The sequence below is a fragment of the Mycobacterium malmoense genome, from assembly GCF_019645855.1.
Lineage (GTDB): Bacteria > Actinomycetota > Actinomycetes > Mycobacteriales > Mycobacteriaceae > Mycobacterium > Mycobacterium malmoense.
In genome coordinates, this window is sequence record NZ_CP080999.1 from 2705460 (window position 1) to 2717948 (window position 12489).

The following is a 12489-nucleotide window of genomic DNA, read 5'->3' on the forward strand; positions in this document are numbered from 1 at the left end:
TTCAGTCCACCGCCTCCAACGAACGCCGCACGTCCAGGCGGCGTAATTTGCCCGACGAGGTCCGGGGTAACGACCCCGGTGACATGAAGACGACGTCGGATGGGACGACGCCGCACACGGATGCGACGCGCTGGATCACTTCGGCGCGGGCGGCCGCCCGATCCGGCCCCCGGAATTCGGCGGCGACGACCAGGCCGGGCCGCGCGGAACGTTCGCCGGTCGCCAACGCGACCACGGCGCCCTCCCGCACCCCGCGGACTTGAGCCGCGACCAGTTCGATCTCCGTCGGAAAGATGTTGCGACCCGCGATCGAGATGACTTCCTTCGCCCGCCCGCAGACCACGAGGCCCCCGTCGCCGAGGTAGCCCAGGTCGCCGGTCGGGAACCAGCCGTCCCGGGCGATGGATTGACCGCCCAGGTAGCCGTCCATCATCGACGCACCGCGAATCTCGATCTCACCGATCCCGGTCTCCGCGTCCCGCCCGTCGGGCGAGATCCGGATTTCGGTGCCGCGGATCGGGTCGCCCAGGACCGCGCGCCGGTGCGGGCCGGTTTCGTCGGTGACGCGGTCGAAGCGCAGCCCGGTGCCCGGCGCCGGAACGGTGACGGCGCACGTCGACTCGGCAAGCCCGTAGGACGGTGTCATGGCCCCGGCGTCGAATCCGAACGGCGCCATCGCTTCCGCGAACCGCTCGAGCCCGTCGCAGTCGATCGGCTCGCCGCCGTTGATCGCGACCCGTAGGTTGCCGAGGTCGACGTCGGACACGCGGCGCGCGTATTTACCGAGGATGTTGTAGGCGAAGTTGGGCGCCGCGGTGATCGTCGCCCGGCTTTCCGAGAGCCACCCCAACCACCGGAACGGCGATGCGGCGAACGCGGCGGTCGGAGCCAGCCATATCGGCAGCCCGGCCAAGGCCGCCGAGACCAAAAACGTCAGTCCCATGTCGTGGTACAGCGGCAGCCAGGAGCAGCCGACGTCGGCCGAGGTGCCCACGGCCAGCCGCTGGTTGAGCCCTTGCGCATTGGCCAGCACCGCGGCGGGTGAGAGCATGGCGGTTTTGGGCGCGCCCGTGGATCCCGCGGTGCCCTGCAGGACCGCGGGACGGTCGCTTGCGACGGGCAAATCCGGTGTCGAGCGTTGCGGGCGCGCCGCCGCGGCGAGGCTTTCCATCGCGACGCCGGCCGGTTCGAGCGACCGCAGTCCCTCGAGCGGCGCACCCTGGCCCAGAACGGTCCGCACCCCGATCCCGGCGAAACGGCTCGCCGTCGCCTCGGCCCACTGCTGTCCCTCGGCGCCGCGCACCGGTCCAGGCAAGATCGACACGCTCACCCCGGCGAGCCATGCCCCCAGGATCGCGGCGACGAACTCGACCGTCGGCTCGCCGACGAGCCCGACCGCGGCGGGCTGGTCGTGATCAAGCAGCCAGGCGGCCACGTTCTCGGCCAGCCCCTGCACCTCGGGCCAGGGATGGTGGCGCCACTCCCCGGCCTCGCGGTCGAGGACGACCAGGTCGCCGGTGCCGGTCCGCATCGACCGCGTGAGCGCCGCGGCAAGCTCAGCCATCGCAGTACTTCGCGGCGATCGCGGTTTCCAGGTCCCCGACCGTGTCGCAGGTCAGGAGTTCCTCCTCGGACAGCGTGACCCCGAGCCGCTCTTCGATGGCCACCATGCCGACCGCAAAGGCCACGGAATCCAGCCCGACATCGTCAACCAGCCTGGCGTCGTGGGTCACTCGGGCCATGTCGACGTTGAGGTCGTCGCGCAAGATGCTCCGCAACACGGTGCTGACGGTGGACTGCGAGGAGGTCATGGCGACATACGTTAGCATTTACTTAGGCAAGGCTAGCCTAGTCGCTTACCAACCCAGGGGTAGCGGATGCCCCTCGGCGAAGCCCGCCGCCGACTGCACGCCGATCACGGCCCGCTCGTGCAGCTCCGCCAGGTTCGAGGCGCCGACGTAGGTGCAGGTGCTGCGCACGCCGGAGATGATGTGATCGATCAGGTCCTCGACACCGCCGCGGTCGGGGTCCAGGCCCATCCGCGCCGTCGAGATGCCCTCCTCGAACAACGCCTTGCGGGCCCGGTCGAACGCGGTGTCGGCGCCGGTGCGGGCCACCACCGCGCGCTTGGACGCCATGCCGTAGCTCTCCTTGTAGGGCTGGTCGTCGCGGTCGCGCATCAGGTCCCCGGGCGACTCGTAGGTGCCGGCGAACCACGACCCGATCATCACGTTCGACGCCCCAGCGGCCAGCGCCAGCGCCACGTCCCGCGGGTGCCGGACCCCGCCGTCGGCCCACACGTACCCCCCGAGTTCCCTTGCGGCAAAAGCGCATTCGACCACAGCGGAGAATTGCGGGCGACCGACACCGGTCATCATCCGGGTGGTACACATCGCGCCCGGCCCGACACCGACCTTGACGATGGTCGCCCCAGCGCCGAGCAGATCCCGGGTGCCCTCCGCCGACACCACGTTGCCGGCTGCCAGCGGCACATCCAGGCCCAGCCCGGAGACCACCTCTGCGACCACCTTGATCGCATCCAGCGTCTTGACCTGATGCCCGTGGGCCGTGTCGATGACCAGCACGTCGACGCCGGCCTCGGCCAGGGACCGGGCCCTGGCCCCCACCTCGCCGTTGATGCCGACGGCCGCACCGACGCGCAGCCGCCCGCGTGCGTCGGTGGCCGGGGTGTACAGACCCGCCCGGATCGCCCCGGTGCGGGTGAGCACCCCCGCCAGCGTGCCGTCCGCGTTGGTCACCACCGCGACGCCGATCGGCGCGTGCTCGAGCAGGTCGAAGACCTTGCGCGGCTCGGCGCCCACCGGGGCGGTGACGAAGTCACGCACGGCGACGTCGCGCACCCTGGTGAAGCGGTCCACGCCGAAGCAGGACGATTCGCTCACCAAACCGATGGGGCGGCCCTCGAAGGCCACGACGGCGACGCCGTGCGCGCGCTTGTGGATCAGCGCGGTCGCGTCGGACACCGAATCGTCTGGCCCCAGCACCACCGGGGTGTCGAGAACCAGGTCGCGGCTCTTGACGAACTCCACCGTCTGCCGCACCGCCGTGATCGGAAGATCCTGCGGGAGGATCACGATGCCCCCGCGCCGGGCCACCGTCTCGGCCATCCGCCGGCCGGCCACCGCGGTCATGTTGGCGACCACGACCGGAATGGTGGTGCCCGAGCCGTCGGCGGTGGACAGGTCGACGTCGAACCGCGACGCGACCTCCGAGCGGTTCGGCAGGATGAAAACGTCGCTGTAGGTCAGGTCGTATCCGGGTCTATGCCCATCCAGAAACCTCAATGGTGTGTCCTTGCTAGACGGGCACTTCGGTGCGGTCTCCGCTCCACAGGGTGTGGAAGCGCTTGTCCGGGTCGTCGTCGATGCGGCCGTACGTGTGCGCGCCGAAGAAGTCGCGCAGCCCCTGGGTGAGCGCCGCGGGCAGCCGCTCGGTGCGCAGCGCGTCGTAGTAGGACAGCGCCGAGGAGAAGCCCGGGATGGGGATGCCCAACTCGGTGGCGGTCACGACGACGCGGCGCCAGCCGTCGATCGCGGCCTCGATCGCGCTGCGGAAGTAGGGCGCGACGATCAGCGTCGGCAGGTTCGGGTCGTCGTCGAACGCCTCCTTGATGCGGTTGAGGAACTTCGCCCGGATGATGCAGCCACCGCGCCAGATGGTGGCCAGGTCGCCCGGCGTGATGCCCCAGTCGTATTCGGCGCTGCCCGCCTGGATCTGGTTGAAGCCCTGCGCATAGGCGATGATCTTCGACGCGTACAGGGCCTGCCGGACGTCCTCGGTGAATTGCTTTGCGTCGGTGGGTTTTTCACCCAGGTCACCGGAGGCCAGCCCGGTGGTGGCCCTGCGCTGGGCCACCGAACCCGACAGCGCGCGGGCGAACACCGCCTCGGCGATGCCGGTGACCGGCACCCCGAGGTCCAGCGCCGACTTCACCGTCCAGCGGCCGGTGCCCTTCTGCTCGGCCTCGTCGAGGATGACGTCGACGAGCGGCTTTCCGGTCTTGGCGTCCTTTTGGCGCAGCACCTGGGCGGTGATCTCGACCAGGAAGCTGTCCAGGTCACCCTTGTTCCACTCGTCGAACACGTCGGCGATCTCGTCGGCGGTCTTGCCCAGCCCGTCGCGCAGCAGCTGGTAGGCCTCGCCGATGAGCTGCATGTCGGAGTACTCGATGCCGTTGTGCACCATCTTGACGAAGTGGCCGGCGCCGTCGGGGCCGATGTGGGTGCAGCACGGCACCCCGTCGACGTGCGCGGAGATCTCCTCGAGCAGCGGGCCCAGCGATTTGTAGGACTCGGCCGGGCCGCCCGGCATGATCGACGGCCCGTTGAGCGCGCCCTCCTCGCCGCCGGAAATGCCGGCGCCGACAAAGTGCAGGCCGCGCTCGCGCATCGCCTTCTCGCGCCGGATGGTGTCGGTGTAGAGGGCGTTGCCGCCGTCGATGATGATGTCGCCTTTTTCCATGGCGTCGGCGAGCTCGTTGATGACGGCGTCGGTGGGGTCGCCGGCCTTGACCATGATCAGCACGCGCCGCGGCTTCTCTAGCGCATCCAGGAATTCCGCGATGGTCTCCGATCGCACGAACTTGCCCTCGTCGCCGTGCTCTTTGAGCAGCGCGTCGGTCTTGGCGATCGACCGGTTGTGCAGCGCCACCGTGTAGCCGTGCCGGGCGAAATTGCGGGCGATGTTCGAACCCATCACGGCCAGGCCGGTGACGCCGATCTGCGCGCTGGCAGTCTTCGAATCCTTGAGATCCGAGGTACTCATGTCTTGCCTTTCAGTCGGGCCTCTCGGGTCGGAGAACTTTTAGCTGCAAAGCGGTTCCGACACACTGTGGCACAGCGGACTGGTGGTCCTCCAAAGGGTTTCGCTTCGCGTCGGCGTCAGAGGTTGAACAGTCGCTGCAGCTCCGTGAGCCACGGTACGGCCAGGGCAACGGTCGGCACCACCAGGACGGCGGCCGCGGCCAGGTATGCGGCCGCCGACAGCGCCAGGCTGTTGCCGCGCCCGGACAGCCGGCGCACCCGCAACACGGTGCTGGTGCCGCCGGCGGCCAGCGCGCCCGACGGCGCCCGCCCCGACGCGCAGGCAACCAGCGCCCGGGCCAGGGGAGCGCGCCCCGCGGCGCGGACCGCGGCGTCGTCGGCCAGCAGCTCGACCAGCAGCTGCACCGCGCCCAGCGCGTTGGCGCTGCGAACCAGCCATGGAAAAGACGGAAAGGCGGCGTGCACCGCGGTGAAGGCTTCCAGCACCAGGTCGTGGCGGGCCCGCAGATGCGCTCGCTCGTGGATGAGGATCGCCGCGACCTCGTCGTCGGAAAGCGCAGTCAGCGTCCCCTCGCTGACCACCACCCGGCTACGCACGCCGGGCAGGCAGTAAGCGAGCGGTTGCGCCACCCCCAAGACGCGAAGGTCACGCGTCCTGGCACACGGCTTGGCCAAGGCCGCATCGTGTTCGACCCCCACCAGGTCGACGACCATGCGGTGGTGCGCCCGTCGTCGCCGATTGGCGATGGCCACCCGCACCACCGAGGCCATCAACCGGGCACCGACCAGCACGGTCAGCGCGAAGACGGCGATGTATGCGGCCCACAGCGGCCAGCCGAGCCTGCCGGCGGCGCCGATGACGCCGGCCGTGGGCCGCCCGTCGGGGCCGGGCATCAGCACCCGGCTGGCGATCGCGATGCCGGCGCTGAACGCCGAGAGCACCGCGGCCAGCGCGATCGCCTGCCAGAGCACCATCGCGGCGCGCGGGGCGCGCAACGGCCACGTCGCGCGTGCCAACAAGGCCGGTGCCGGACCGACCAACAGCACCGCGAGGATGGTGAAGGCCAGCGCGGACACGCTGTTAGTCTCCCTCAGTCCTCCGCCGCCGCGCCAGCAGACGGCGTATTGCGTTGATTCGCTTCCAGTTCGGCGAGCGCCCGCCGAAGCGCCTCCGCCTCGTCGACACCGACCCGCTCGACGAAGTGCACCAGCGCGGCCTGCCTGCCGCCGGAGTCCTCGGCCTGGGCCAGGGCGTCGACCATCAGCCCGGCGACCAGCTCGTCGCGGCCATGCACGGGCACGTACCGGTGGGCGCGGTCGTCGCGAATCTGGGAGACCAGGCTCTTCTTAGCCAACCGTTGCAGCACGGTCATGATCGTCGTGTAGGCCAGGTCGCGCCGCGCCGACAACGCTTCGTGGACCTGGCGGACGGTTTGGGGTTCCGACGTGGACCACAGATGATCCATCACAGCGCGTTCCAGATCCCCCAGCCGTGTGAGTTTGGCCATAGTTCGTTCATCTCCTGAGCGTTGTCACCAGCGTACCCCGGGTTACTACCGGCGGTCGTACCACGACGGACTCCTGGCCGTCGCCAACCACGCCGCCCATCCATCCTTGCAAAATTAGGGCAGCCTTGCCTATCCTAGGGGCGGTCGAGCAACAATGATCGCGGCAGAGTCCTGAGGGCTGCAGTGACCCCCGGTCTACTCGATCGGCGAGCCCCGTGCCTGTAGTGCACGGGGCTCGCCCGTTTTCGCGGCCGGCCCGCCCTCACGATCCCGGGTTCGCCCATGGTGTAGACACATGAACGTGTCACCGCCGCCGGACGCGATCCTCCCGCAGAATTTCACCGCGCCCTTTGACGACGAGTTGGGTCTGCACTACACCGAGCTCAGCCCCGACGGCGCCCGCGCCCAGCTTCAGGTCGGGCCCAAACTGTTGCAACCCATGGGCCTCGTGCACGGCGGTGTCTACTGCTCGATGGTCGAGAGCATGGCCAGCGTGGCCGCCTACACCTGGCTCAATGCGCGTGGCGACGGCGGGAATGTCGTTGGCGTCAACAACAACACGGATTTCCTGCGTTCCGTCACCTCCGGGACGGTGTATGGCAGCGCGGAACCGATTCACCGCGGGCGGCGTCAGCAGCTGTGGCTGGTCACGATCACCGACGATGACCACCGGGTGATCGCCCGGGGCCAGGTGCGGCTGCAGAACCTCGAGGCGTGAGCCGGGCCAGGCCTGTCGATACCAAAACTGGTGTGGCGCAGCGATTTCCACCGTGCGGACAATAATAGCTGGCCGCGGCCCAAAGTCAGGCCCAAACCTTCTTGAGCGCCGACCGCGCCAAAACTCCCAGCAAATTCTCAGCAGCTGACCAGCAGTTACAGAGGCTCGATTCGACGCGGTGCCGATTTAGCTAAAATGACTGTTCCGCAGCAAAAATAACGAACTCCACTTCTTCGCCCAAGAGGCACGGCGCGGATTTCCCGGAGGCCACGCAGCCCGTCGCCGAATGCGCGGTGACTCGCCCGGTTGTTCGATTCCGTTTGGGCCGAGCGTTCGCGAATGCCTCCACGCTTGCGCGGAGGCATGACGACATGCAGTTGTCCGACCCTCTTTGAGATGTATTGGTGTACAGAACTTTTCATGCCGCGGATCGGAGCCGCTAGGGTTGGCTGCAGCGCGGCGCCAGCCCTTGGGGCAAGGGGGTCGGACATATCTGGCCGGCCCGGCCGTCACCACCGCAGCGGGCCGAGCCGGACGTCGTGGTGGACACGACCGCTACGGAAAGTTGCGGTCGCCGACCGAGCCGGTACCTTAATTAGCAGCGCGCCGCAAGGGCCGCCCGGACGAGTTCGCCGTACCCGGAGAGCGACAAGACGGCGACCGCGGGATGCGTGGCGCGCCGGTTCACCGGAAACGGGTTCATGGACCAGCCCTCCGTTAGCTGCCGGGTGCCAGGGCATCCTCCGCCGTGAATTTGGTTCGCGACGAGAGGAAAGATTGATGATAAATCCGTTCGCTGGGCAGGCCGACATTCCCAACCGGGAAGGCAGGTGGGCACAGCAGGCCGAGGCGGAGCTACCAACCCGCCGCCTCCACGAAGAGATCGACCGCTGCATCGCCCACGGGCTGGAAGCCGCCCCTACTATCAATGACCGCACACTGTCGACCTTCGCGCGTGGTGAGCTGCCGCACTTCGCTGGAGAACGAGGAACGTTTCTCAAGGCCCCGTTCCTGGAGAATGTGCACGACGTCTCCGATGCCGAGGTGGCGGTCTTCGGGGTGCCGCTGGACGCAGGCACCACCTACCGTCCAGGCACCCGCTTCGGTCCAACCGGCATTCGCCGCGCTACCAACCTTTTCGGCACCTACTGCTACGAGCTGGGCGTGGACTTGCGGGAACAGCTCAACATCGTCGACATCGGCGACGTGCTCACCATTCCCGCCAACATCGAGAAGTCGTTTGACCAGATCAGCCAGGCCATGTCGCATGTGGTCTCCCAAGGCGTGTTTCCGGTAGTTCTCGGCGGCGACCACTCGATCGGATTCCCGACCGTGCGGGGCCTCGCCCCGCATCTGGACGGCAATGTGGGCATCATCCACTTTGACCGCCATGTCGACACCCAGGAAACCGACCTCGACGAGCGGATGCACACCACACCGTGGTTCCACGCCACCAACATCAAGAACGCGCCGGCCACCAACCTGGTCCAGATCGGCATCGGCGGATGGCAGGCGCCACGCGCGGGCGTCAAGGTCGGCCGGGAGCGCGGTAGCACCGTCATCACCGTCGGCGACGTCGAACGCGTCGGGATAGAAAAGGTCGCGGAGGTCGCGCTCGAAACGGCGTGGAAGGACGCCAAGGCGGTGTACCTGTCCTTCGACATCGACGTGATCGACGCCGGATTCGTGCCCGGCACCGGCTGGCCCGAACCCGGCGGGCTGCTGCCGCGCGAAGCTCTCAACCTCATTCGGCTGATTTCCGAACCCGGGCTGAACGGCATCGAGGTGGTGGAGTGCTCCCCGCCCTACGACTGGGCCGAGCAGACCGCCCTGATGAGCAGCCGGGTCATTTTGGACAGTCTGGCTGTGATGGTGCGGGCCGGAAAGCTCGGCAAGAAACCGGCCAGCCTGAAGCGACACGCGTGGGGGCCGTTCAACGACTAGGTCAGTTTCGCGGAATCAGGCGACGAACGTCGCCGGCTGCGCCTACCACGCGCTCAGGTCCCTCCTCGCACGGTGGATTCGCGCCGAGATACGTTCACCACCAAGCGATTCCGCGTCGGACGCAGTTACGAAGGGCTAGGCTCGGCACATCGGAGCAATCCGGCTTGATCGTTTAACGGTGCTTGCTGGTATGCACTGTGGCAAACGTGGCTGGGCGGGCAGAGGCGGGCTTAGCGTGCGCCCAGGATGCCGGATCATGGTTGCGTCGTCACGGCCGGAACCGGGAACGCGTCCGGCCCTTTGGTGACCCGCGTCGACAGGATTTGGTCGGTGCGGCCACCTAGGGCTAGCGGTGGTCGGACAAAGATAAAACTGGTGTACAACAAGGATTTTCGCACTCGCAGCGGCAGACGCTGGTAAGCGCACTCGGGCTTGCGCACGCGGCCGCGGCATTGCGTAGGCCGTAGACCACCAACGCCGGACCTCGTTAGCGCAACGCAGGTCTTGGCGGGGCGCCAGCGCGCAGCGCGTCAAAGAAAGCACGCTTTCTCAGCTAATTCGCAGCAGTTAGCCAGGGTGGTTACAGAGACTTGGGTCACTATAAGTGTCTGTGTTTCAACAACGTAGGCCGATGTCTACGTCAGCAGTGGCCAGCCAGGGTGCCATTAGTGCCCGCGCGTTTAAACCCGAGCGCCGAGCGTCAGCTTTTTAGGGAGCTTAGCGGTGGATTATGGGATGTTGCCGCCAGAGATCAACTCCGGCCGGATGTATGCGGGCGCGGGATCGGGCCCGCTGGTTGCGGCCGCCGCCGCCTGGGATGGGTTGACAACGGAGCTGAATTTCGCGGCGAGCTCGTATCGGGCGGCAGTGTCCGAGCTCACGAGTGGGCCGTGGGTGGGTCCGTCGTCGACGACGATGGCCGCCGCGGCGGATCCGTATATGTCGTGGATGAGCGCTACGGCCACCCGGGCCGAACAGACCGCCACTCAGCTCAAATCGGCGGTGGCGGCCTACGAAGCCGCATTTATGGCCACGGTGCCTCCGCCGGAGATCGAGGTCAACCGGGCGTTGTTGGCCTCGTTGGTGGCCACCAACATTTTGGGCCAGAACACCCCGGCGATCGCGGCCACCGAGGCGCAGTACGCCGAGATGTGGGCCCAGGATGCCGCGGCGATGTACGGCTATGCCGGCGCCTCGGCGGCCGCGACGAGGTTGACGGCCTTTGTCTCTCCACCACAGACCACCAACCCGGCCGGCGCGACCACCCAAGCCGCGGCAGCCACGGCCGGCCCGAGCGCGCAATCAGCGCTCTCGGCTGTGCCCAGCGCGCTGCAAAGCCTCTCGTCGGCTGCGGCGGTCGACCCGATTACCTGGTTGGAAAACCTACTTGGCGGCCCTACAGGAGCGGCCCTCAATAACTTCAGCGTCAATTTTGGGAACCTCGCTCTTACGGTCAGTGGGTTCTTGTTCGTCGCTTCAGGCATCACCCCGTTCATGGGCGGGCTGTACGGGCTCTTGGTGCCGGGGGCTATGGCGGCTGCGGCTGCTGACATAGCACCCGATGCCGGGCTGGGGGCCCTGGTGGGTTCGTACGACTCGGTGGCGGGCCTAGATGGTGCAGGGGTTTCGGCGGGCTTGGGCGAGGCGGCCTCGGTCGGCACGTTGTCGGTGCCGCGGTCGTGGACCTCCCCGGCGATCCGGCTTGCCGCCGGCGCATCGCCGTTGCCGAGTGCCGGGTTGGACGGCTTCCCACAGACCGTCACAGCCGAATCCGGAGGCTTCGTCGGCGGCATCCCGCCAGTGGGCAGCCTGGTCAACGCGCCTAGAGGCGAGCAGACCCGTGGTCGGTTCGGCTCGGGCCAAAAAGTCGTCCCGGCGATGCCTGGAGAATCGGGCGCCGACGCGCACACCCCGGTCCAGCCCGCGCCGCCGCAACGGCCTCGCCAGCATGTCGCCAGCGCGTTGAGCGAACGCGAACGCGAGGAACTCGACAAGCTGCGCAAGGAGATAGCCGAAGCGGCGATGGAACGAGATGCGGCAGCGCGCCTGATTAAGGAGGCGATGCTGTGATCGGCGTCGCGGATTTTGCGGCGCTGCCGCCGGAGATCAATTCCGGCCGCATGTATGCGGGGCCGGGATCGGGGCCGTTGGTGACGGCGGCGACGGCCTGGGGCACGTTGGCGACAGAGCTGAATTCGGCGGCCTTCTCATACCGCGCGGTGCTTTCTGGGTTAACGGATGGGCCGTGGGTGGGTCCGTCGTCGAGGTCGATGGCGGCCGCCGTGGCTCCGTATGTGTCGTGGCTGAGCGCCACCGCCGCGCACGCCGGGCAGACCGCCAGTCAGCTCGGGTCGGCCGTAGCTTCCTACGAGGCGGCGTTTGCGGCCACGGTGCCCCCGGCGGCGATCGAGGTCAACCGGGCGTTGTTGGCCTCGTTGGTGGCCACCAACATTTTGGGCCAGAACACCCCGGCGATCGCGGCCACCGAGGCGCAGTACGCCGAGATGTGGGCCCAGGATGCCGCGGCGATGTACGGCTATGCCGGCGCCTCGGCGGCCGCGACGAGGTTGACGGCCTTTGTCTCTCCACCCCAGACCACCAACCCGGCCGGCGCGACCACCCAAGCCGCAGCCGCCACGGCCGGCCCGAGCGCGCAATCAACGTTCTCGAGCGTGCCCAACCTGCTGCAGAGCCTTTCGTCCGGATCGTTTTCCGGATCTAATCCGCTTCTTGATTTCCTCAACAGCTATCCGATCCAGACGTTCAACCAATTCAGCACTTTGGTCGAGGGTTATGAAATCCTCTCCGAGGGTCTGAACTTCGATGCTTCCGGGCTGTGTTTGACCATCGCGCCGCCGATAGCTGCGTTCTGGAATCCGGTGGTCAGTGCGCTTTCGGCACCGGCGACCGCGGCTTCACACGTGTCTCCGGCCGGTAGCGGCCTGGCGGCGGGGCTGGGTTCCCCGGCCCTGGTGGATTCGTCTAATCCGGCGACGGGCCTGGGCAATGCCGGGGTGTCGGCGGGCCTGGGCCGGGCGGCGTCGGTCGGCACGCTGTCGGTGCCGCAGTCCTGGGGTACCGCGCCGGCGATCCGGCTGGCCGCCACCGCGTTCCCGGCCGCCGGGCTGGACGGTTTGCCACAGGCTGGTCCGGCCGGACCGGGCGGCTTCTATGGCGGCATGCCCCCGATGGGTCCGGTGGCAAGCGTCGTCAACGCGCCGCGCGGCGACCAGGGTCGCCTTCGAGCCGGCGCGCGTCACAAGGTGATCCCGGCGTTGGCGGGGGAGTCGGGCATGAACGACGACGCCGCGGCCGGCTGGGTCAAGCCGAACACGAATGCGGACGGCGACGAGGCGGTCAGCGAACGAGACGAACTCAACCAGCTGCGCAAAGCGATCGCCGACGTGACCAGGCAGCGCGATGTGCTCAAACGCACGGCCGCGACATTGATCAAGGAGGCGGCACAGAAGTAGCAAACTTGTCGCTTACCAATGTCCTAATGATGAAAATCGCTGTAGCACAACTTGTTTCGATG

General features: G+C 67.9%; 10 protein-coding genes and 1 riboswitch. Of the genes, 4 read left to right on the forward strand and 6 right to left on the reverse strand.

All coding sequences use genetic code 11. The annotated features are described in order from the left end of the window. Nucleotide 1: 1 nt before the first annotated feature. The 6 genes from mbtM to K3U93_RS12540 form a co-directional block, all read right to left on the reverse strand. Nucleotides 2-1564 (reverse strand): long-chain-fatty acid--ACP ligase MbtM, encoded by a 1563-nt coding sequence (gene mbtM, locus K3U93_RS12515; protein WP_083009628.1) that lies wholly within the window; start codon nt 1562-1564, stop codon nt 2-4. Further along, complete coding sequence (mbtL, locus tag K3U93_RS12520; protein ID WP_083009627.1) at nt 1557-1811, reverse strand: mycobactin biosynthesis acyl carrier protein MbtL; 255 nt, start codon at nt 1809-1811, stop codon at nt 1557-1559. Before mbtL ends, mbtM begins: the two co-directional genes overlap by 8 nt. Before the next feature lie 45 nt (nt 1812-1856). Continuing rightward, a complete protein-coding gene (locus K3U93_RS12525; protein WP_083009625.1) occupies nt 1857-3305 on the reverse strand; it encodes a GuaB1 family IMP dehydrogenase-related protein in 1449 nt (482 codons plus the stop codon). Between the two features lie 13 nt (nt 3306-3318). Then, nucleotides 3319-4785 (reverse strand): NADP-dependent phosphogluconate dehydrogenase, encoded by a 1467-nt coding sequence (gene gnd / locus K3U93_RS12530; RefSeq protein ID WP_083009623.1) that lies wholly within the window; start codon nt 4783-4785, stop codon nt 3319-3321. Nucleotides 4786-4901: 116 nt separating this feature from the next. Beyond that, complete coding sequence (locus tag K3U93_RS12535) at nt 4902-5861, reverse strand: M56 family metallopeptidase (protein WP_071512260.1); 960 nt, start codon at nt 5859-5861, stop codon at nt 4902-4904. Between the two features lie 14 nt (nt 5862-5875). After that, on the reverse strand, nt 5876-6292 hold the full coding sequence (locus K3U93_RS12540) for a BlaI/MecI/CopY family transcriptional regulator (RefSeq protein WP_071512259.1): 417 nt from the start codon (nt 6290-6292) through the stop codon (nt 5876-5878). A 301-nt stretch (nt 6293-6593) separates the two neighbouring features. On the opposite strand from K3U93_RS12540, the gene K3U93_RS12545 reads away from it, so the two are divergent. From K3U93_RS12545 to K3U93_RS12560, 4 genes are all read left to right on the forward strand, one after another. Then, nucleotides 6594-7010, forward strand: coding sequence for a PaaI family thioesterase (locus tag K3U93_RS12545; protein WP_176219894.1), 417 nt, complete (start codon nt 6594-6596; stop codon nt 7008-7010). 600 nt (nt 7011-7610) lie between these two features. Then, a riboswitch (guanidine-III (ykkC-III) riboswitch) is annotated at nt 7611-7673 on the forward strand. Between the two features lie 117 nt (nt 7674-7790). Then, nucleotides 7791-8954 carry an agmatinase family protein gene (locus K3U93_RS12550; RefSeq protein ID WP_071512257.1) on the forward strand — a complete coding sequence of 388 codons (1164 nt, stop codon included), beginning with the start codon at nt 7791-7793 and terminating at the stop codon, nt 8952-8954. Nucleotides 8955-9677: 723 nt separating this feature from the next. Beyond that, on the forward strand, nt 9678-11024 hold the full coding sequence (locus tag K3U93_RS12555) for a PPE family protein (RefSeq protein ID WP_083009621.1): 1347 nt from the start codon (nt 9678-9680) through the stop codon (nt 11022-11024). Further along, the gene (locus K3U93_RS12560) at nt 11021-12427 is read left to right on the forward strand and encodes a PPE family protein (RefSeq protein WP_230981204.1); all 1407 of its coding nucleotides are present in this window, start codon (nt 11021-11023) and stop codon (nt 12425-12427) included. The genes K3U93_RS12555 and K3U93_RS12560 overlap by 4 nt, the downstream gene beginning before the upstream one ends. Nucleotides 12428-12489 lie beyond the last annotated feature (62 nt).